We start from the raw sequence: 22,316 nt of genomic DNA, 5'->3' as shown, positions 1-22,316 counted from the left end.
TTGTGGTACATTATAAATGAAAGCCAGAGATAAAATACTGTTTTTCTTACTTGAAGTAATTTCCGGGGTTGGAATTGGTATATCAGGAGCTCTCCTAGTTTTACCGAATAAACCAGTTCATGATTTGAATTTATCAATCATAATTGGATTTCTTATGATTTTTGCGTTTGCTTTAATCGGAATTGGAATACCAGGTTTTTTTCATAGTCGAATAAATGATAGAAACAAAAATTTTGCCTTTGGAATGGCTAAAGCAGCCTTAGGAATTCTAATCGGAACAATACTAGGTGCAATTTTGAGTTCGCTAACCCATGACCTTCTTCCGTATCGTGTTTCATCCTTTTATATCCCTATACTTATTCCCATACTTTTGGGCGTGATAGGATTTAATAACGGAATAAAAAACGTATTACAACAACGTGTATAATTAATTACTTCGGAATTTCCTCATCGCAAATTCACACGCATTAATTATCTTAGCCAACAGCGGAAATAGGTTTACCCCTTCCCTCATCTAATCATTCATATATCCAAAGCAAATTACTAATTGATAAACTATGAACAGAAAGTATTACTTATTATTGATCGTTGGACTAGCTTTTATTTTGCAAAGCTGTAAAACAACCCGTTCATATAATTTCTATTTAGATCAAAAACTGCCAGAAACTGTACCTAAGCTGTTTGCGCCGTCAATAGTTAATACAGATGACATAGAAATTAATGCAGTATTTAACTCCTCTTTTACTGAATTATTTTTTACAAGAATTATTGATGGAAGCTTTGTTATACATCATTCTGAATTAGTTGAAGGTAATTGGACAATACCTAAACCCATTAAAATGTACGCTGATCAAGATACTAATTCGGTAGCAATTGACCCATCAATTACTAAAGATGGCAATACCATGTACTTTCTTGGTATCAGCCCTGAAGAACGTTCAAACGATGCCAAACCAAACATCTATAAAAGTCAAAAAATAGAAGGTAAATGGCAAATAGCTACAAAGGTTGGATATCCTATATCAACTGAAGAATATGCAGAGTCATACCCAGTAGTAGTTGCTGACGGAAGCTTATACTTCACATCCGACCGCCCTGATAGTTTAGGTAAACGTGATATTTATCGAGCTCAATATTTAGGTAATGGAAAGTTTGACACCCCTGTAAATATTGGCCCAGAAGTAAATTCAGAAAAAAGTGAACGAAGCACTTATGTTTCACCTGATGAAAGTTTTTTGATTACCGCAAATACATATACAGATGAAAAGGGGTTTGCCGTATCCTTTAAAAAAAATGGCAAATGGCAAACACCAATCCACTTTGAGATTGGTGAACCGTTAATCAAAGACTGGATTTATTTCTGTCCTTATATGTCACCTGATGGTAAGTATTTTTTCTTTTCAAAAAGGCTTAGTAATCCTCCAAATAGCGGATGGAAAGGAGTTACTAAAGGAGAAGTGTATTGGGTAAGTGCTGATATAATTTTTAAACTTAATAGAAAATGAACACTTATAAATAGAGCATAATTTATTGCTCTCGATATTCTAATATAAAAATTGCCTAGTTTTAGAGGTCTTTTTCACCGTTCACAGAAAAAATATCCATACTCACAGATAAAAATTTCATTTGATCAGCTTCTTCGTCACATTTGAAGTCTAGAATTTTTCAAATGGTACGTCTTAAGAATTTTTTATTTTTATTAACGCTTTCAATCTCGGCATTCGGGCAACAAAATGAATATCGCGGCTTAGTAAAAGATAATAATACTCAAAAAGTTATACCCTTTGCAACAATTGTTGCTTATAACAACACAAATCTAATTGATGGTATTTCTACCAATAACGAAGGTCAGTTTCATTTAAAAGTAAAAGGTGCGCTCACTCATTTAGAAATAAGTTTTATCGGATATAAACCTTTAAAATTATTTATTGCAGATATCAAGAAACCTCAAAACCTAATTATTAACCTAAAACAAGCAAGCAATGAACTCGACGAGATTGTTGTGCAGGCCGAAAGAACCACTACACAGCTAAAAATTGATAGAAAAATTGTTAACCTCGGAACAGACTTGCAGCAATCAGGCGTAACAGCACTAGAAGCTTTTGATCAAATCTCGGAAATACAAACCGATCTTGGTACCGGCACACTCTTATTGCGCGGCAGCGGAAATGTAAGATTGTTGGTTAACGGAAAACCTTCGGCTTTAAACACCACTGAGCTGCTAGATCAAATTCCAGCATCTGCAATTGATAAAGTAGAAATAATTACCTCTCCATCTGCAAAAAATCAAGCAGACGGCCTCTCGGGAATTATTAATATTATTCTCAAGAAAAACTTTAATAAAGGGTTAAATCTAGCTTTAAATACCTCTGTAGGCACAAAACGTTATCAATTTGGTTTGGACGGTAATTATAATTCATCCAATATTAATTTTAGATTACGAGCATCACATGGAGAGCGGCGAATGGATAGCGAGCAATGGATTTTTCAGCGTTACTTAAATGGAAGTACTCGTGATTTTTATGCACCACATGATTTTAATGGAAAAGTAAGTAGCATTGCTTCTGGTTTAGACTTCTTTTTAAATGACAAGAATGAGCTATCATTTGAAGTAAATTATACATATGACTTTCATAGCTTCTTTAATGATACCTTTTATTCTAATGTCACTGGAGCGGATGACTTTGTTTATAACAGAAATTCATCGCACACTCATAAAACAACGGTTTATAATGTTAATTATAGAAGAAAATTCAGCACAGAAGCGCATTATTTAGAAGTTGATTATAATCTTAACCTTAACGAAAATATTTTGCCGGCATCAGATTTTGAAGAAACCATTTTTCTTTTCGATGAAGAGCAGCGTAACAACAATGATTTACATGCTTTCGCAGTAGATTTTACCCTACCAATTAATAATGGCAGTATTGAAACCGGCATGTCTTTTAACTTACGTAAGTTAAAGAGTTTCAATGATTTTGAGCCAAATCAAGGTAATGCAACTTACGATATTTTCAATTATAAAGAAAACCTTTTGGGAGTTTACGGTTTAGCAAAATTCAAGACCGGAAAATTTAATTGGCAAACGGGACTACGCTATGAATATTTTAATTCAAATTCAGATAATACAATCAACGGTGAAATGACCGATTTAAATTTTTCTAATATATTTCCATCCCTCCATCTATCGTATAATGCCAGCGAAGAAAATACCTTTAGCATTGGTTATAGTAAACGAATTTCAAGGCCAAATTTCCATCATATTAATCCCTTTCAAATAGGTAATCAATATTTTCAATGGAATGCAAACCCTAAATTAAAACCTGAATTTGCTGATAATTACGAACTTAATTATCAATATAGCGGGAATAAATTTAATGCATCAGTAGGCACCTTTTATCGATACAGAAAAGATGTCATTCAATGGATCGATGTTATCGACGACGACGGTGTGCGTACAATTAGTTTTGAAAATGTAAATACGCGAAATACGTATGGATTGGAGGTCAATACACAATACAAAATCTACAAATTTTGGAATACTCAACTTTCAGCAAATTATTACTATTCTAAAGCAACACAAACCAATATTACTTTTGATAATTTATACGCATCTAATGTAATCTTAAAAAATACATTCAAGCTATCTAAAAACATTAGCACAGACATTACCTATCGACATACCCCAGAACGACAAGATGTATATACAATAACTCAACCGCGAAACCGAATAGATTTGGCTGTTAGAGCCAAGTTTCTCAATAATAAATTGACGGCAAATCTTAGAATTGTAGATGTGCTAGATAATAATTTACGGAAAAGAAAAATGATTTTAGATAATATAACTCAGCATGAAATATGGCGATTTCAATCACAAACTTTCGGGTGGCTACTCAGCTTAAATTATAAAATTCTTCAGAATAAAGGAAAAACCAGAAACCGAAAGCAACGTAATTATAACCATGGCGGCGCAATCGATTAAAACAACTCATATGAAAACAATTCTAAAATTCTTAGTACTCAACTTACTCTTCAACTCAGTGGGTAATGCTCAGACCGTATTCAAAAAAGAAAGAATTACACCAGAAGAATTAAGCACTTGGAAAACATTAGATAAAGGAAAATCAACAATTCAAGGGAATGAACTCATTATTGAAGAAACTAAAGGCTCCGATGGGTATTTTCTAATTAGTCCAAAAATATACAAAGGAGACTTCATTATTAATTACAAAGCCAAAGCATTATCGAATTCTTCGGTTATGATTGTTCTTTTCTCGGTTTCAGACCAAGGAAAATCATTACAATTGACTTTACCGCCAAAAGAGGCAAAAGGCAGGGATTTTTGGGAATGGCGGAGAAATCTAAAACATTACAACTTAACTTTTAATAATCGCTCACATAATTTTAAACCATTTTTTTATAAAAACATAACTCCTTTTAAAAGAGGATTTCACTTAACTAAAGAAAACAATATTGTTGATGTGAACAAATGGTATACTATTGAAATTGGCAAACAACAAAGTCGCATATGGTTTAAACTTGATAATGAAATCATTTTTGAACAAGAAGACTGTAATCCGCTTCCGGGAGGACATTTACTATTGAGAATTAGTGGTACAAATACGAAAGAGGTGATATATGCAAAGGTGGCGATAAAAGGTCTAACAATATCCTATCAATAAATTGTACCTTGTCTACATGCAAGAACATGAAAATGCATATCAAAAGTTTTTAAAACTCGAGCCAATTCTACATATATTATTATGGACAATTGTTTTGTTCTATCCGTATATTAAGTATTTTGGAAAAGAAGGTGGATATCCCATGTCTTTTTTGCATGAATTAAATTCATTAGTATTTAAAATGACCATTTCTTACCTTTTATACTTTTGGTTTTTTCCAAAAAAAGAGAAAAAGAAATTTATATTTATTGCTGTTTTAGCCATTGTTGCAAATACGTTGTTGTATGAATATTTTGATCGAATGTTTCATACAGGTAATAATCATTTTTGGAAACATTTTATTGCAAATACGTTGACCTACCTTAGTTTTGGTGTTGTCTTTTTCGCTCTTTTTTCTATCAAAGATTTGTATAAAAAGCAAGATCGAATTGACAAACTATCAAAGGAAAAAAAACAGGCAGAGCTAAATGCCCTAAAAGCACAAGTGAACCCTCATTTTTTATTTAATACGCTTAATACTTTATATGCAAATGCATTAAAAAAAGATGATAAGACTCCTAATTTGATTTTAAAATTATCAGATAATTTTAGATACTTTTTGCATGAAGGGCAAAATCAAGATGTAAGTATTAAGCAAGAAATCAAACACCTTCAAGATTATGTAGATTTACAGCAAGAACGATTATCAAAAAAAGTTCTAGCTACATTTACAACCCAAATTGATAATCTTGAACAAAGCATTGCACCTCTATTGTTTATCGCTTTTGTTGAAAATGCTTTTAAGTATACCAGCCGAATGAAAGGAAATAATCATCCCGTGCATATTAAATTAGAATTAAAAAATAACCTTTTAATCTTTAGTTGCAGTAATCCTTTTACAGAAGATGATAATCAAGTTATTGATCCGGGCTGGGAAGAAAGTGGAATTGGAGTTAAAAATACTCATAAACGCCTGCAATTATTATATCCAAAAAATCACCAACTCTTAATAGAAAAAAAAGAAGGAATATTTAAAGTAAACTTAACCATTAAGTTATGATTCATTGCATAATCATAGAAGATGAGCTATCTGCCCAAGAAATATTACAAAGTTATATTGATAAATCGCCTTTTTTATCATGTCTAGGAATTTATGAAAGTGCCTTAGAAGTGCCTCCTAAATTATTAAACACTGCAGATTTATTATTTTTAGACATACAACTGCCAGAATTAAATGGTTTATCATTTTTAAAATCACTAAAAAGTCCTACAAAAGTTATAGTAACTACAGCCTTTCCCAATTATGCGGTTGAAGCATTTGAAGAAGCCGTTATAGATTATTTAGTGAAGCCTTTTTCTTATGAACGCTTTTATAAAGCAATATCGAGGGTTAGAAATCAATTGTCTGAACATAAAAATAACCAGGAGCTTTTTTTATATGCTGACAAAACGATTTACAAAACAACTACAGATAAAATTTTATTTATAAAAGCTGAAGTAGATTATGTTAAAGTGGTTTTAAAAGATAAGGAGATCTTAATTTTAGATAGTTTACGTAATTGGGAAACCAAGTTAAAAGATTATAATTTTATTAGAACACACCGTTCTTTTATTATAAATCTTGATAAAGTTGAAAAGGTTTCTAGAAATCAAATACATATTGAAGAGCAAATCATACCCATCGGAGCAACCTATAAAGCTAATTTCTTGGAAAAATTTAAATAAGTAGATACATTCTGTATTCGAACATGTATTTTCACACTTCCAGTAACAGAATTTACTCATAAAATTCGTTTTAATACAGTATATAAACTAATTTAAAACTAGCGTATAGGTTCTACTACTGTTATTGAACTCGGCTTAACAAATCTATAAGATAATTAAGCACTATCGATCTATAATATTGCTGCAAATTTTAAAAAAATATGGTAGCAAATTTTAAAAAATGTCTTATCGCGTTATTAGTATCTTATAGTTTTTACATGCCTTTGAGTATCGCTCAAAATTCTAATGACCTAACTGCAAATATTAAAGGTCAAATTATAGATAAAGTATTACAGGAACCTGTAAGCTATGCAACAGTTGTCATTAAAAATATAGTAGATAATAGTATCATAAATGGTAGCATTTCAAATGAAAAGGGAAAATTTGAGATTAAAAAAATACCTTATGGTGAAATTCTACTCGAGGTTCAATTTATTGGTTATAAAACAGTAACCAAAGAAGTGACTTTAAGTAGTAAAAATTTAAACATTGGTACAATTATTATTGAGCAAGAAGCCGAATCTCTTGAAGATGTTGAAATTATTGCAGAACGATCTACAATAGAACAACAGATAGATAGAAAGGTAATAAACGTTGGAAAAGACCTAACAACTGCTGGTTCTTCTGCTGCAGATATCATGATTAATATTCCATCTATAGATATGGATCAAGATGGTAATTTATCATTACGTGGTAACGATAATGTTCGTGTTCTCTTAGATGGAAAACCAACCAATATCAGTGCAAATCAGTTATTGCAGCAAATCCCATCAACATCTATTAAAACAATCGAATTAATTACCAACCCATCGGCCAAATACAATCCTGAGGGTATGAGTGGTATTATTAATATTGTCTTACATAAAAATGCAAATATTGGCTTTAACGGATCTTTAAGCACTGGAGTCGTTATTTGGGATAATGTACAATACAATGGTAATATAGATGTTAATTACAGAACTCAAAACTTTAACATCTATGGGAGTTATGGCACAAATCATCGAAAAAGAAGAGTAATAGGAACTATATTCAGACAACAAGACGAATCAAATGAAAAATGGAATTCTTCCAGTGATAGTAATTCGCACCTTTTTAAGCTTGGAATAGATTATTTTATTGATGCCAAAAATTCTATATCATTTTATACCAATCAGAACTTTTTTGAGAGTGATGTTTTAAGTAAAAACAATGTGCTTTTTTCAGGCCAGAATGCATTTGTTGATCAGACATATAATAGTAATAGAGCTAATATCAATTCGAGTTATAACTTTGATTATAAGCATGAACTCAATAAAGAAGGACATACCATAGAACTTGAGGTTGATTATAACATGTATGATGGTACCGAAGATGCTAATTTTACGATTAAAAATGAAGCTTCAATCAATGACTACTTAGATGATATTACAAACAGTAGAGATAACATAATCGTAAACCTTGACTATATAAATCCATTATCTGAAAAAACAACAGTCGAAATCGGAGCAGAAGCCAGGCTTCAATCTATTGATAATGCTTTTTTAACCTCGAATGTTAATAGTAACAATTCAACATACAACTACAATAGGTATATATATGCTTTTTATAGTACCTTAAGTAAAAACTTAGGAAAATGGTCCTATCAAATAGGAGCGCGTTTAGAAAACTACGATGTTAAAGGGCTTTTTAATCAGATTGGATCAAACGATCAAACCTTTAAAGACCAAATTTTTAGTATATATCCCTCGGCTTTCTTAAAGTATACGCCCAACGTTGAAACTCAGAAGGACGTATATCAAATAAGTGTTAGCAAAAGAGTTGATAGACCCGGTTTAGATCAAATAAATCCGATTAGGGTTTGGTCTTCAGCAAGAGTAACAAACATTGGTAACCCAAACTTAAAACCACAATTCACAAATTCTGTTGAAGCAAACTATACAAGAAAGCTAAACAAAGGAAGTATAACAAGTGGTATCTTTTTCAGAAAAATTTCTGATGAAATAATTCGATTTGCATTTCAAGATTCTCAAATGCCATCAAGAATATTATTTTCATATAATAACTACGAAGATAATACTGCTTTTGGCTTTGAATTATCTGGAAATTATAAACCGCTACAATGGTGGAACCTTAGTGCTAGTTTCGAATTGTATTCGCAACAACAAAAAGGAATAGCTGAAAACGAAGAAATTAAAGTTAATAACCTTCTTTATAATCTTAGAATGAGCAATAACTTTAAGATCAATAAAGAAATAACCTTACAACTTTTTGGTTTGTATAGAGGCGCGAATGACAATCTACAATATGAGACAAAAGCTTTTTATTTTGTGAATGCCGGATTAAGGTACAGTTTTGCTAAGCGAAGAGGCACATTCAGCTTAAACATAAATGATATCTTTAAAACGCAACAATTTTCATTTAATGGTTATCGACCTATTATACAAACGGGTGAATTTAGTTGGAATAGTAGAACTTTATACTTTGGTCTATCTTATCGATTTGGAGGAAAGAATCAATTAATAAAAAGAAAAAAACGGGATACTAATGAGAAAAAAGGTAGAGACTTCTTATAAAAGTCGCTACCTAATTATTAAAATAATCAGAAGGTGTTGTACCCATCAAATTTTTAAAAGATTTGATAAAAGTAGCTTTAGAATTAAAACCTACTTCTTGTGCAATTCCAAATAGAGTGAACTCATCTTTTTTAACCTTTGCCAGTCTAATAAACTCCTTAATTCTATAATAATTAACATATTCAAAGAAGTTCATACCAATACGTTCATTAAGTAATCTAGCCATTTCAGGGTTCGAAATACCAATCATTTCTGAAAGTTCTGCTTTTAAAAGCTTATTGTTTAAGTATGGCTTTTTGTTTTCCATCAAATCATCAAGTTGTTCTTTTAACCTATCTAAATCGGCATTATTAAATTTAGATTGATTATATTTTTTTATAACCGTAAGGGGTTTTAGCTTATAGACTTCAGGTGAAATCATACTATAATAGGCAATAAATAAAACGATAAATGAAATTATAAGCCATACTATATTTCTAAAATCTCTTTCAATCATCACAGAACCAAACAAACTAATAATATAAATAACAGACCATACAAATAGACAAATACCTACTGCTATATGTAGATTGTAAAAAAAATTGTCTTTTATAGAATACGAAAGTTCATTTTTAATTTTTTTTCTAAAAATCAATAGTTCTCTAAAACTGAGACTCCAATAGGTAGTGTTCACAATTAGACCGATTGCATGAAATAAATATATAACTCTATCGGTTTCACCAGAAGCAGATCGTTCTTTCATAATAACATCAGAGGGTAGTACAAAATAAAACAGTACAAATAAAATGTAGCTAAGTGCTGGAATGTAGTGAATCAAATCAGAGCTTTTATATTCTTTCCCTAAAAATGATGTTCTCGTAAATAGATAGATGGTAGTGCCAAAAAGCAATCCTGCCAATTCAGAAGAGGCAATCAATCTAAAATTTCGCCCAAAAAAGCCCTGTATGTGTAATATCTTACCGATTAATCCAAGTAAAATTGCGATTATTAAGAATATAAGATACCTGTTTACTAATTTTCTTCTTTTAGGAGTCACTACATATACCAACAATAGCAATATGCACTGAAAGAAAGCAAAATAAATTAATTGATTATAGATTGATTGCATTGCTTAAAATTATTTTACTTGATCAAAAACTGATTTACATTTAGCAAACCTCTAGAATCCATTTTGACATTCTTTTGGTAAAACGCTTCAAATTCTTCTTTACTGTTCCACGCTGTTATAACAAAGTAATCGGGATTATAGTAATACTTAAATGGTGATTTACCATTGGTTAATTCTACTAATGTTCTACCACCGCTTTTATTGACTTCTTTTTTAAACTTCTTTATGAACTGGTTAAACTCTCCATCACTTTTTTTCCAATACGCAGTGGCTACATTATATTTCTCTTTATGGATGCTAAAAGTAACATCTTTTGGCATTTCGTAATAGGTTAAATTAAAAATTGAGAATAAGTTTCTTCTTTGCACATCAAAATCTGGAACCTCATCATAAATTTCCTTTAAAAAAGATTCGCGTTTTTCTAGGTTATCCCATTTCCCAATAATGAACACGTTAGGGTCAATATTTCCCTGTAAATTAGTTGCGCCAGAAGCCTGTAATAATTTAAAACTTTTCTTAAATGCCACTGGAAAAGCTGTTTGCCTATATCGCTTATATGCTTCAGCTATATCAGGCTTTCTCTCTATCAACAAAATATCTAATATCTCTCCTTTTTTAAAAGAGTGTTTTTTTACATTTTCTTGACCAAATACGTTCTGTGAAGCCAAGACCAATAAGAGTGAAATTATCACTTGTTTAATTGTTTTCATAATCATAAAATAATAGTTAAAAATTCATTTTTAGCTAAAATATATTGCCGTGTTTAAAACAGTCTTAAAAAAAAGTAAATAGAAGTTCAAATACCGTTTTTGCACTTGTATCATTCTGATTTTTTACAGATTCACTGAGGCTCATTTTATATTTGGATCGAATTAAAAAATATAAATATATAATAGTATGAAAAGTGTTAAACGAATAGTTATTCTCACAGTTTTATTTGGAATTTTCTCTTGTCAAAATCAAAAAACAGCACGTGAAATTGAAAATGAATTTGTTGAAAAATATGCTCCGGCAGGTCTAAATACATATGGGTTTACATTGGCGGTAGATTCTAAAGTGCCAGAAGTTCACCAACTTTTTAACGATGTGTCTGCGAACTTTTATTTTTATGGTAACAAGGAGGAATTCGAAAAGAAAGCGGCAAAAATCATAGAATTAGACCCTAATTATCCAAGCGGTGTTTTAATGAGTGGTTTTTATGTTCAAGATCCTCAAGAATATAAAAAACTAGTTACGAAGGCTTATAATCTTTCTAAAAAATCTGAATTGAAATCTGAGAGGGATATCATGCAGGCGGAATATTCGCTTTTAATAGAAGAAGACTACCTCAAGGCTCAGAAATATTTTCAAAAAGTAGTTGATATGTATCCTGACAGTGCAGCTGCTATTTGGTCATTGGGTATGGCTTATTATTATAATGATGAATATGATAAAGCATTAGAATGCTATCGAAAGAGTACAGAGTTAATCCCAAACCTACCAAAAGGGTATGAATTCATGTCGGTTATGTATTATCAAAAGAAGGAATATATAAAAGCTTTAGAATATCTCGAGCTAGCCAAGAAGAATGGGGCAAAAACTGAAAATGATATTTATTTTGCCGAGTATGAACATATCGCTTATTATAAAAATGGTCTCTATGAAAAAACTATAAAATCTATTGAAGCTGCACAAGGTTATGGAGCATATTATAGGAACAGCGAAAGTCTAAAAAAAACATATGAAGCCGCTAAGTCTAAACTTGATTCTATACAATCGGTCAAATTATAGCTAACTAAGATCTAAAAAAAAATTATCTTAAAAATTAAATCTATCTCTGAGAAAGAATATTATTCTCATTAATTAGATTGTTTTCTTATTGAATTAAAAAAGGCTGGGCAATTTCTTGCTCAGCTTTTTATTGTTTCTAAAAAATATAGCTAAATAGTTAAACCATTCGACCATCTAATAAATTAATAATTCTTGAGCCATAAGCTGCATTTTTTTCAGAATGTGTTACCTGTATTATGGTTACACCTTCATTGTTCAGCTCTTTAAAAAGTTCCATTATTTCTTCCCCTTGTTTTGAATTTAGATTTCCCGTAGGTTCATCGGCAAGAATTAACTTTGGAGAAGAAATCAAAGCCCTGGCTACCCCAACTAATTGTTGCTGCCCACCACTTAACTGAGATGGAAATAGATCTTTTTTCCCAACAATATTAAATCGATCAAGAGTATCGGCAATTTTAGCTTTTCTTTCTGAGCTTTTTATTTTTTTATATAATAAGGGCATTTCTAAGTTTTCATAAACCGTAAGTTCATCAATTAAATGATAAGCTTGAAAAACAAAACCTATATATTGTTTATACAAATTTGAACGCTGTTTTTCTTTTAGTTGATGTATCGAAGCTTCCATAAAATTATATTCTCCCTCATCAAATCCATCTAGCATTCCCATTACATTTAGTAAAGTAGATTTCCCCGAACCAGAAGGTCCCATGATAGAAATAAATTCTCCTTCACTAACCGATAAGTTGATATCTTTCAATAGAAAAATCCGTTGTCCACCAGATTTCACCCACTTGTGTATATTTTTTAATTCTAATAACATGTTTTTATTTTTTATTCATCTCTTAATACTTCAACAGGATTACTCATTGCAGCATTGATACTTTGCCAGCTAACGGTAACTAATGCAATTATAACCGTTGCTGTGCCTGCCAAGGCAAAAACCCACCAATTTAATGTTGTTTTATAGGCAAAATTTTCTAACCAACCGTTCATTACATACCATGCAATGGGAATAGCTATTAAAAATGCAATTCCTAACCAACTCAAAAAGTCTTTATTCAGTAACTGAACAATTTGTGTTATTGAAGCACCATTTACTTTTCTAACCCCTATCTCTTTTTTACGTTGTATACAGGCATATGAGGTTAGCCCAAATAAACCTAAACAAGCAATAAATATTGCCAATAAAGTAAATATTCTAAATGCCGAATTAAATTCTTTATCCTGATTATATTGTGCTTCAAACTTTTTATCTAAAAACGTATATTCAAAAGTGCTTTGCGGAAATACCTGTTTCCATTTCTGCTCTACCTGAGCAATCGCAGATGAATAGCTTGAGTTAGAAGCTATGGTTTTATCAAACTTTACCAGCAGGTTATTACTGCTATTTTGATGTAAAATAATAATTGGTTGTATCTTAGTCTTAAGGTCAAAGTGATGATAATTTTCAATGACTCCAGATATAGTCCATTCTGCACCAAGAAATTTTACAATTTTACCTACGGCCTCTTCAGAACTAGCAATTTCTAGCTCTCGCATTGCCATTTTATTGACAATAATGTTCTTACTTTTTCCACTTGGATTATCTATAAATTTCTTTCCGCTTAAGAATTTAATATCAAGAATATCAAAATAATTACCTTGAGCTACATACGCATAAAATGTCTTTCTATTATCTTCTTTACCGTTAGGGTAAGTTACACCTATAAAAGAGTTAAAATTTTCATAGCCGCCGCCAGGGTAGGTCTGTGCTCTAGAGACATTAAGAACTCCCGGAATTTTACGTAGCTCGTTTTCTAGCACTTTATACTCACTGCGAACCAACGAATCAGGTTTTTGTGTTAATATCTCACTTTGAAAAGCTACAACCTGATTTAAATTTGATCCTATAGGTTGCGCTTTTAAAAAATTAATTTGCTTAGATACTACTAATGTACCAACAAGTAAAACTATAGTTGCAACAAACTGAGTAATGATTAATCCTTTACGGATGTTTAATCCGTTTGCAGATACTCTCACCTTTCCTTTTAAAGCTTTTGAAGGATTATAACCACTTAACAAGAAAGCAGGATAAAGACTAGCTAATAGGATACCAATAATAACCAAACTAAAAATAGGTGTTAATTGTTTCAAGCTTTCTAAATTCAACATTAGATTACTTCCGGTTGTCTTGTTATATATTGAAAGTAAGGCATAACTAGCCATAACAGCTAAAGCAATAGAAATCAAATTTAAAACTATAGATTCTAAAATAGATTGCGTAATTAATTGACCACGTTGAGCTCCTGCCACCTTTCTAATACCTACTTCTTTCGCACGTTCTAAAGATTTTGTTGTAGAAAGATTTATATAATTTAACCAAGACAATAAAAGTATAATAAATGCAATTGCAGTTAAAAATTTAATTTTTGTTGCACTACCATTGGTCTCGGCTTCATAAGGTTTATTAGAATATAAGTGAATACTCTCAAGTGGTTCGATATTATAGCGCTCGTCTTCATCATCTTCAAAATCTCTAGCAATTATTTTACTTTTTAACTCATTAAAATTGATGTTTCTTTCGGTTTTTACATATGTAAAGAAGTTACAATGGCTCCAATTTGGTTTACTCTCTATATCAGAAGCAAACCAATTGGCATACGATTTCATTGAAATCAGAAAATCATTTTTATAGTGTACATTCTTCGGTAAGTCTTTTAAAATACCAGTTACCGTTAGTACAACTTTTTCACCTTCATGAAATGCTAGCAGTGTTTTTTTAATGGGATTTTCATTACCAAATATTTTTTTAGCAAGATGTTCTGATAAAACAATAGTATTAACTTCTTTTAAAACCGAACTTCTATCCCCCTTTAGTAGTGGATAATTAAATATATCAAAATAGGTTTCATCCGCCAGAGAACCTTTGGTTTCTATGAAGGTATTTTCATTATACTTAAATGCAACTTTATCAAATTGATACAGCCTAACATATTCTAATATTTCTGGTAATTCTTGTTTAACTGTTGGGCCAATTAGATTAGCCGTTTGTGCGTCAGCCTCCTCAAAAGTATCGCCTTCTAAAGCGTCCATATACATACGATATACATCTTTTGAACCATCAAAAGTATCGTAATTACGCTCAAAATTTACATATACCATTATCAGAATAAATGAAGCTAGTCCAACTGAAAGTCCAGCTATATTTATAAATGAATAGAGCTTATTTTTACTCAAATACCGAAAAGCTATTTTTAAGAATAATTTATACATGTTTTTATTTTTATTCTGTTCTTAATGATTTTGTTGGATTTTGCATTGAAGCTCTTACCGATTGATAACCAACAGTTAACAACGTTACAATTATTGATAAAAACCCCGCAAGAACAAACATCCACCAAGAAATTTCAACTCTGTATTCATAATTTCCTAGCCAATTGTTCATAACATACCAGGCAACCGGTGTGGCAATGACAAAAGAGAGAACTATGAGTTTTAAAAATTCTTTAGATAATAATGTTGTAATACTTTTAACCGATGCACCTAGTACTTTACGAACACCTATTTCTTTCTTTCTATTTTCTGCCATATAGCTTGCTAATCCGAAAAGGCCTAAGCATGAAATGACTATGACTAAAAATGTGAATAAACTTGCCAAGCTACTTGTTTGTTGAGTTTTTCTAAACTTCTTAGCGAATTGCTGGTCTACGAAGTAGTAGTTAAAAGGGTATTCTGGATTATACTTTTTAAATAATGCTTTGGTTTTTGCTAGATTTTGCGCAACTGAATTATTGCTGTTGAATTTAATATGCAATACTCTGGCCCAAGGGTTAGCACCCTCAATTACCATCGGTACTATCTTTTGATATGGCGACTCGTATATATAATCTTTAATTACGCCTACAACAGTATATCTTACATTATCATCAATTATAATTTGCCCTAGCGGTTCTTCAAAACCCATATGTTTTGCTGCAGATTCGTTTAAAATCATAGCAGTAGAATCTGTTGAATACTTTTGTAAATCTATATCACGCCCAGCAACCAATTCAAAGCCCATAGTTTTCACAATATTATCATCTGTACCCATGCGCGTTATCGTGGTTTTATCATTTTCCTTTTTACCCTTCCAAATTAATCCCCATGTATCACTATTTCTAGATGTAATAGGTGAAGTCATTTTTGTAACAGATTCTGCAATACCAGAAGACTGCAATTCGTTTTTTAAGAGCTGGTAATTTTTACTCAAATCTCCTTCCAACCAAGAATATATCAGGTTATTTTGGCTATACCCAAGTTCTCTATCTTGTGCATTTTTTATTTGTTCTCTTACTATAATGGTAGACGTAATAAGTACTATTGCTACCGTAAATTGAGTTACAACCAATACTTTTCGAGGAGTTATTAATGCGTTTACTTTTTGAAATGTACCCTTTAAAACCGACGAAGGTTTAAAAGCAGACAAATACAAAGCAGGGTAGCTACCTGCTAAAATTCCTGTAAAAAGAATAACACCGGTGGCAATTACCCAAAACCTTATACCTGTTAAGTTTAATGAAAGTTGTTTACCAACCAGAGTATTAAACGAGGGTAATACTAATAAAATAAGAATAAAAGCCAATAAAGCCGCAATGAATGAAACAAGGATAGATTCTCCTAAAAACTGTGTTACTAAGGCATTCTTCCTAGCACCTACAACTTTACGAACACCAACTTCTTTTGCTCGTTTTTGGCTATGAGCCGTACTTAAATTCATAAAATTGATGCACGCTACTAAGAGTACAATAATTGCGATAATACCAAACAATCTAATGGTGTCTATTCTGCCGCCAACCTCTACACCATTTTTAAACTTAGAAAACAAATAAGTTCTCGAAAATGGTTGTAAGTAGGTGCCCATATTAGCTCCATCTTTATCATACCGTTTACGCAAAGTTTTTATTTTAGAAGAGAACGTAGTATAATTAACCCCTTCCTTTAACATTACAAAAGTCGTTGTATTATTGTTCCCCCAATGGTTACTTTCCCACCCTTTTTGCTTTAAGTAAGACCAAGGAATTAAATACTCAAACTGAAAACGTGTATTGGTTGGTAGTTTTTTTAAGACTCCAGTAATTGTAAATATTTCTGAGTTTTCTACTTTTATTGTTTTACCGACAGGGCTTTCATCACCAAAGAGTTTTTTAGAAAATTCTTCGGTAATAATCATCGAATAAGCATCATTAAAAACACTTTCTAAATCTCCTTTTACCAATGAGAAATCGAATATTTTTAAAAAATCTGTATCAATGGCATGACCAATACCTTTAATTCGCTTTTCGCCTTTAGAGAATAATACTGTATTATCCCAGTTTAGTCTTGCAACACTTTCTACTTCCGGGTAATCTTTTTTAATAGCTAATGCCATTGGTTGTGGTGTTGTATTCCATGTTTGGATCTCACCATTAATTTCTAGTTGGTTATTTACCTCGTAAATGCGAGCTATATTTTTATGGAATTTATCAAAATTAAATTCAAAATTTATCCACAGCGTAATTAATGCCGTAACCGACAGTCCTAAAGAAAGTCCGATAATATTCAATAATGAAAAACCTTTATTTCTAATAAGATTTCGCCAAGCAATTTTTAGATAGTTTTTAAACATGGTTCTTTATTTAAATTACTCGGTTCTAAGTGATTTTAATGGTTGTATTAAAGCTGCGCCAATAGATTGATAGCTAATGGTTAATATGGCAATGATTAAAGCAATGATTCCTGATGCTAAAAATAATTCCCAACCAATATTAATTTTGTATTCAAAATCTTCGAGCCATCTACTCATTATAAACCATCCGATAGGTATTGCAATTACAATGGCTATGAATATCAGCTTAAGAAAATCTAAGGTTAAAAGCTTATAGATACTTTTAAATGGAGCGCCTAAAACCAACCTGATACTTATTTCTTTTTTACGTTGTTCAATCATAAAAGCTGAGAGTCCAAATAAACCAAGGCAAGCTACCAAGATTGCGAAAAGAGCAAAGCTGTTAAATATTTGCCCCATTCGTTTTATGTCTTCATGCATTTGGGCAAACTTTTGATCTAAAAAGCTATAATTAAATGTTTGATTAGGTATGTTTTTAGACCAGATAGAACCAATAGAAGCTATAGTTTCTGATAAATCATTAGAACTCAACTTGACCGAAAAAGCGCCAATATCATTTCCAATAACAAGCGCTAATGGTCCTATATCGTCTTTTAAGGATTTAAAGTGAAAATCATCCATTACACCTACTATGGTCCAATCAAACCCATTAGAAATTTGTTTTCCAATTGGTTTTTCTAAACCAAGTGCTTTTGCCATTTTCTTATTTATAATGATAGAATTTATAGAATCGGATGCATATTTTTTTGAAAAATCACGTCCTTCACTAACCTTAATACCTAACGTTTTGATATAATCATAATCTACACGCCAAATCTGTGACGGTACCCCAGTTTCGGCTTTACTTACTCCCGATTTTCTAAATGTATTGCCATTTCTTTTGGTTCCTTCTATTGGCAAATAATTACTCTTAGAAACTGATTTCACAGATGGTAATGCTAAAAGTTGTTCTTTAAAATTACCGGCTTTAGTATTCAATATAGACGTTCCTTCTATCACTAAAACTCTTTCTTTTTCATAGCCCAATTCTTTTGTTAGAACGAAATTCATTTGCTTATAAATAACAAGTGTTCCGATTATCAAAATGACAGAGGTAGCAAATTGAAATACTACAAGACCACTGCGTAATTTTCCACTTTTACTCCCAACGCTAAGATTTCCTTTTAAAACTGAAGCGGGCTTAAATGAAGACAAGTAAAAGGCAGGATAAAGTCCAGCTATTAATCCTACGAATAAGGCAGAAGTCAAAATTACCGGAATAAACCACCAGGCACTCCATGGCATCTCAATAGCTTTAACCGCCATTGAATTAAACATTGGAAGCAGTAACCATGTTAAAAATACTCCAAACACAAACGATACAATACTAAATAGGATTGACTCTGACAGGAATTGAGAAACCAGATTATTTTTAAAAGCGCCAACAGTTTTGCGTAATCCTACCTCCTTGGCTCTATTGGCAGATTTCGCGGTTGATAGATTGATGAAGTTTATACATGCCAATAACAAAATAAAAATAGCAATTGCAGCAAATAACCATACAAATCTAATATCGCCATGGTTAAGGTGATCAAACATTTCTGGATCTGTTTTTAAATGAATATCTGCAATTGGTTGCAGTATGAACTTAGCTTTAAGCAGTGATTCAGAATGTGTACCATATCCTTCTTTCTTATAAGCCGGTATCATATGATTAGTTATAATCGTGTGCATTTTATTTTCTAAAGCAGCGATATCAGCATTCTTCGATGTTCTAACAAAAGTGAGATAATTGTTATTTATCCAATTCATTTGACCATCATTGATAGTCATCAAAAAATCATAATTAAAATGAGATTTAAAATTACGTTTGGCCATGACACCAGTAATTTTATACGGATTTCTAGTATCGCCATCTAGTATTACAGTCTTCCCTACAGCAGTACCATTTGGAAAATATTTGACTGCTTTTTCTTCTGAAATTACTAAGCTATTTGGCTGCGTTAATGCATCCTTAACAGTTCCTTGCAAAAAAGAAATTTCTAAAACTTCTAACAAACCCTGACTTGCAAAAACAAAACCATCATCATTGAAGTTTTGAGGGTCTCCTTGTAATTGCAGTGTTTTTTTACCTGCCCCAAAAAGTTCTCCCGCATTGTATTTACCAGCAAGTTCTATTTCAGGGTAATCAGCCGCTATTTGCTCAGCAAAAGGCAGTTGAAAATGAACATTCTTCATTAATTTACCTTCATAAGGAAACTCCACCAATACCCTAAAAATTTGATCTTTGTGTTTATAATGTTTGTCATAGCTCTGTTCGTTTATGATAAAAAGAGAAATAAGTAAACATGCAGCTATACCAATCGCAAACCCTCCCATTTTGATAAAGGTGAAAAGCTTATCTTTTTTAATACTACGCCAAGCTATTTTAAGATGATTCTTTAACATGATTCTTTATTTTTTAACTATTCTGTTCTTAAGCTCTTTACCGGATTGGTATAAGCCAATTTTAAAGTTTGATAGCTTATTGTTATTAAAGTAATTAGCATTATGATTATAATAGCTATTGCAAAATACCACCAGTATATCTTTGCCTTATAAGTGAATTCTTGGAGCCACTGATTCATAAAGTACCAAGTAAGTGGTGTAGCTATTAAACCAGCAATTAAGACTAGTTTTAAAAAATCTATAGAAAATAAGGTTAGTATATCTATAACATTGCTCCCCAATACTTTGCGGATACCTATTTCTTTTGTTCGTTTTCTTACGAAAAATAGAATGAGCCCATAAAGCCCTAAACAACCTATTAAAATAGCCAGAGCAGAAAATGTCTTTGAAAGTGATAAATAACGCTGTTCTCTTTCATATTGTGCCGCTACTCTATCATCTAAAAAGTGATAATCAAAAACATAACCTTCAAATACTTCAGACCATCGTTGATCTATTTGAGTTAATGTTTGTTTTGTATTAGATGCATTTATTTTAATAGCTATTTCATTATATGCATTTCTATTAGGTGCAATGAATACCGGGCTAATTTCTTGTGTAAAATTGCGATCATGAAAATCTTTAATAACGCCAACTATAGTTGCTTTTATGGTTCCACTATTTACAGCTATTTGCTTTCCAATCATTTCTTCGGGTGAATCGAGCCCCAGTTTTCTTGCAAGTCTTTCATTTACTAATATTTCATCAATAGTATCTCTTTTGAAAAAATTTCTACCGGCCGTTAGTTCTAACCCAAAAGTGTTGATATAATTTTCATCTCCTAATTTTGCTTGAATACTAAATTCTTCGGCTTCTGGTCTGGTATTATAGCGAATGTTTGTCCCCCAATTAGCATCTGCAGCGCCTGGACTACCAAAACAACTAGAAACATCCTCTACACCAGCTATACGCGATAACCTATCTTCAAGCCCATTCAATCTTTCTTCTTCAATTTCACTTGGTATAGGTATCATCACTATAGACTCTTTATTAAACCCCAAATCTGAATTAACAGCGTAATCAATTTGCTGTGATATGATTATAGTAGATGCTATAAGTACTATAGAAACTGTGAATTGTGTAATTACTAATATTCTACGTGTAGAAGAGTTACCCGCATCATTATAGTTCAGCTTACCTTTTAATGCTAAAACAGGCACAATACGGCTCATCAATATACCAGGATAACTCCCAGATAAAAAAGATACTAAAGACAAGATTATGAGAATAAAAACTCCAAACTTTAGATTCAATAAATCACTAATGGATAATTGAATTTCAAAAAGATTATTGAAATGGGGTAAAAATAAAATGGCAAACAAAAGGCCTAATCCCATAGAAAATAGACTGATAACAAAAGTTTCTGATAGAAATTGCCAAAATAAATGTTGCTTGAAACTTCCTAAGACTTTACGAATACCTATTTCTTTTGATCTATAGAAAGCCTGTGCTGTTGAAATATTAATGTAATTAATACTAGCAATTATAATTAAGAATAAACCTACTATCGCAAAAACCCAAAGTAAAACAGAGTCTAATCCTCCATAATCAGAATTGAAATGTATATCTGATAATGGCTGTAGTTTATATACATGTTTATTCTTACTATTAGGGCGATGTTTTTTAGGAAGTTCTAACAGTGTAGTCTCAATAGCTTCTATATTCTGATTAGGCTTTAATAAAGCATAACACTGTAAATTATTTGTAATACCTCCCCAATTTTCTCCTGCTGCAAACTCAAATGTATCAACTAAATTTTTGAATGAAATAAATAATTGATTATTGAAATAAGAGGTTCTTGGAAAGTTCTTTAAAACTCCTGTAATTGAAATAACCTTATTATTATCTAAAATAAATGTATTACCAACAACATCAATTGTTCCATACATTTTAAGCGCCATTTCTTCGGTGAGTATGGCGGTGTTAGGAGCGGAAAGTGAAACATCATTACTTCCATTTAAAAGAGGAAAATTAAATATCTTAAAAAAGTCTTCTTCAACATAAGCAACTTCTTCCATTAACTTATTTTCAGTCTCATTGCTCTTAATTGTTAGTAACATTTCTTCTAAAAAAACAATCTTGGCAACTTTTTCAGCATAATTATATTCATCTCGAAAGACTTTAGCAAAAGCGGGAGGAACACTAGCATTGTATTCAATATCGTCTCTATGCTCTTCTGTATTCAATCGATAAATGTTGTCTGAATTGTAATGAAATTTATCAAATGACAGATTATAATTAAGAAAAAGAAAAATAAGAATACTGCTACCAAAACCTACAGCCAAGCCTAAAATATTAATAGTAGCAAATACTTTTCTCTTCATTAAGTTCCTCCAGGCTATTTTAAGATGATTTTTAAACATGATTCTTTA

General features: G+C 31.5%; 15 protein-coding genes. 8 read left to right on the top strand and 7 right to left on the bottom strand.

Annotated features, from left to right (window positions below; translation table 11 throughout):
* Nucleotides 1-16: 16 nt before the first annotated feature.
* From AC1EUU_RS01560 to AC1EUU_RS01530, 7 genes are all read left to right on the top strand, one after another.
* Nucleotides 17-427, top strand: a complete 411-nt coding sequence (locus AC1EUU_RS01560) for a hypothetical protein (RefSeq protein WP_480199619.1) — start codon at nucleotides 17-19, stop codon at nucleotides 425-427.
* Nucleotides 428-557: 130 nt separating this feature from the next.
* On the top strand, nucleotides 558-1,505 hold the full coding sequence (locus AC1EUU_RS01555; protein ID WP_480199618.1) for a TolB-like translocation protein: 948 nt from the start codon (nucleotides 558-560) through the stop codon (nucleotides 1,503-1,505).
* Between the two features lie 164 nt (nucleotides 1,506-1,669).
* Complete coding sequence (locus AC1EUU_RS01550; RefSeq protein WP_480199617.1) at nucleotides 1,670-3,982, top strand: TonB-dependent receptor; 2,313 nt, start codon at nucleotides 1,670-1,672, stop codon at nucleotides 3,980-3,982.
* A gap of 10 nt (nucleotides 3,983-3,992) precedes the next feature.
* Complete coding sequence (locus AC1EUU_RS01545) at nucleotides 3,993-4,682, top strand: hypothetical protein (RefSeq protein ID WP_480199616.1); 690 nt, start codon at nucleotides 3,993-3,995, stop codon at nucleotides 4,680-4,682.
* Nucleotides 4,683-4,698: 16 nt separating this feature from the next.
* Entirely contained in the window at nucleotides 4,699-5,721 is a 1,023-nt protein-coding gene (locus AC1EUU_RS01540; protein ID WP_480199615.1) for a sensor histidine kinase, read from the top strand.
* Nucleotides 5,718-6,386, top strand: a complete 669-nt coding sequence (locus tag AC1EUU_RS01535; protein WP_480199614.1) for a LytR/AlgR family response regulator transcription factor — start codon at nucleotides 5,718-5,720, stop codon at nucleotides 6,384-6,386. Before AC1EUU_RS01540 ends, AC1EUU_RS01535 begins: the two co-directional genes overlap by 4 nt.
* 257 nt (nucleotides 6,387-6,643) lie before the next feature.
* Nucleotides 6,644-8,977: a TonB-dependent receptor gene (locus tag AC1EUU_RS01530; protein WP_480199613.1), complete on the top strand. Its 2,334-nt coding sequence runs from the start codon at nucleotides 6,644-6,646 to the stop codon at nucleotides 8,975-8,977.
* A gap of 10 nt (nucleotides 8,978-8,987) precedes the next feature.
* Here the strand turns inward: AC1EUU_RS01530 and AC1EUU_RS01525 are convergent, their stop codons facing one another.
* The gene (locus AC1EUU_RS01525; RefSeq protein ID WP_480199612.1) at nucleotides 8,988-10,085 is read right to left on the bottom strand and encodes a helix-turn-helix domain-containing protein; all 1,098 of its coding nucleotides are present in this window, start codon (nucleotides 10,083-10,085) and stop codon (nucleotides 8,988-8,990) included.
* Nucleotides 10,086-10,099: 14 nt separating this feature from the next.
* On the bottom strand, nucleotides 10,100-10,795 hold the full coding sequence (locus AC1EUU_RS01520; RefSeq protein ID WP_480199611.1) for a hypothetical protein: 696 nt from the start codon (nucleotides 10,793-10,795) through the stop codon (nucleotides 10,100-10,102).
* A gap of 187 nt (nucleotides 10,796-10,982) precedes the next feature.
* Here AC1EUU_RS01520 and AC1EUU_RS01515 point away from each other — a divergent pair, with 187 nt between their 5' ends.
* On the top strand, nucleotides 10,983-11,855 hold the full coding sequence (locus AC1EUU_RS01515) for a tetratricopeptide repeat protein (protein WP_480199610.1): 873 nt from the start codon (nucleotides 10,983-10,985) through the stop codon (nucleotides 11,853-11,855).
* 157 nt (nucleotides 11,856-12,012) lie between these two features.
* Here AC1EUU_RS01515 and AC1EUU_RS01510 read toward each other — a convergent pair whose 3' ends face one another.
* The 5 genes from AC1EUU_RS01510 to AC1EUU_RS01490 are packed head-to-tail and all read right to left on the bottom strand — an operon-like array spanning nucleotide 12,013 to nucleotide 22,307.
* Nucleotides 12,013-12,675, bottom strand: a complete 663-nt coding sequence (locus AC1EUU_RS01510; protein WP_480199609.1) for an ABC transporter ATP-binding protein — start codon at nucleotides 12,673-12,675, stop codon at nucleotides 12,013-12,015.
* Between the two features lie 11 nt (nucleotides 12,676-12,686).
* Nucleotides 12,687-15,107, bottom strand: a complete 2,421-nt coding sequence (locus tag AC1EUU_RS01505; protein WP_480199608.1) for an ABC transporter permease — start codon at nucleotides 15,105-15,107, stop codon at nucleotides 12,687-12,689.
* 10 nt (nucleotides 15,108-15,117) lie between these two features.
* On the bottom strand, nucleotides 15,118-17,478 hold the full coding sequence (locus AC1EUU_RS01500; RefSeq protein WP_480199607.1) for an ABC transporter permease: 2,361 nt from the start codon (nucleotides 17,476-17,478) through the stop codon (nucleotides 15,118-15,120).
* Between the two features lie 15 nt (nucleotides 17,479-17,493).
* Nucleotides 17,494-19,905, bottom strand: coding sequence for an ABC transporter permease (locus AC1EUU_RS01495; RefSeq protein WP_480199606.1), 2,412 nt, complete (start codon nucleotides 19,903-19,905; stop codon nucleotides 17,494-17,496).
* 17 nt (nucleotides 19,906-19,922) lie between these two features.
* Complete coding sequence (locus AC1EUU_RS01490; RefSeq protein WP_480199605.1) at nucleotides 19,923-22,307, bottom strand: ABC transporter permease; 2,385 nt, start codon at nucleotides 22,305-22,307, stop codon at nucleotides 19,923-19,925.
* Nucleotides 22,308-22,316: the final 9 nt, after the last annotated feature.

Source organism: Maritimimonas sp. 2205BS37-2, from assembly GCF_056591755.1.
This window is presented reverse-complemented; position numbering and strand designations above follow the sequence as displayed.

What these genes read in the sequence shown, in the direction of transcription:
- AC1EUU_RS01560 (WP_480199619.1), top strand. Translation starts at nt 17, where the DNA reads ATGAAAGCCAGAGATAAAATACTGTTTTTCTTACTTGAAGTAATTTCC.
- AC1EUU_RS01555 (WP_480199618.1), top strand. Translation starts at nt 558, where the DNA reads ATGAACAGAAAGTATTACTTATTATTGATCGTTGGACTAGCTTTTATT.
- AC1EUU_RS01550 (WP_480199617.1), top strand. Translation starts at nt 1,670, where the DNA reads ATGGTACGTCTTAAGAATTTTTTATTTTTATTAACGCTTTCAATCTCG.
- AC1EUU_RS01545 (WP_480199616.1), top strand. Translation starts at nt 3,993, where the DNA reads ATGAAAACAATTCTAAAATTCTTAGTACTCAACTTACTCTTCAACTCA.
- AC1EUU_RS01540 (WP_480199615.1), top strand. Translation starts at nt 4,699, where the DNA reads ATGCAAGAACATGAAAATGCATATCAAAAGTTTTTAAAACTCGAGCCA.
- AC1EUU_RS01535 (WP_480199614.1), top strand. Translation starts at nt 5,718, where the DNA reads ATGATTCATTGCATAATCATAGAAGATGAGCTATCTGCCCAAGAAATA.
- AC1EUU_RS01530 (WP_480199613.1), top strand. Translation starts at nt 6,644, where the DNA reads ATGCCTTTGAGTATCGCTCAAAATTCTAATGACCTAACTGCAAATATT.
- AC1EUU_RS01525 (WP_480199612.1), bottom strand. Translation starts at nt 10,085, where the DNA reads ATGCAATCAATCTATAATCAATTAATTTATTTTGCTTTCTTTCAGTGC.
- AC1EUU_RS01520 (WP_480199611.1), bottom strand. Translation starts at nt 10,795, where the DNA reads ATGAAAACAATTAAACAAGTGATAATTTCACTCTTATTGGTCTTGGCT.
- AC1EUU_RS01515 (WP_480199610.1), top strand. Translation starts at nt 10,983, where the DNA reads ATGAAAAGTGTTAAACGAATAGTTATTCTCACAGTTTTATTTGGAATT.
- AC1EUU_RS01510 (WP_480199609.1), bottom strand. Translation starts at nt 12,675, where the DNA reads ATGTTATTAGAATTAAAAAATATACACAAGTGGGTGAAATCTGGTGGA.
- AC1EUU_RS01505 (WP_480199608.1), bottom strand. Translation starts at nt 15,107, where the DNA reads ATGTATAAATTATTCTTAAAAATAGCTTTTCGGTATTTGAGTAAAAAT.
- AC1EUU_RS01500 (WP_480199607.1), bottom strand. Translation starts at nt 17,478, where the DNA reads ATGTTTAAAAACTATCTAAAAATTGCTTGGCGAAATCTTATTAGAAAT.
- AC1EUU_RS01495 (WP_480199606.1), bottom strand. Translation starts at nt 19,905, where the DNA reads ATGTTAAAGAATCATCTTAAAATAGCTTGGCGTAGTATTAAAAAAGAT.
- AC1EUU_RS01490 (WP_480199605.1), bottom strand. Translation starts at nt 22,307, where the DNA reads ATGTTTAAAAATCATCTTAAAATAGCCTGGAGGAACTTAATGAAGAGA.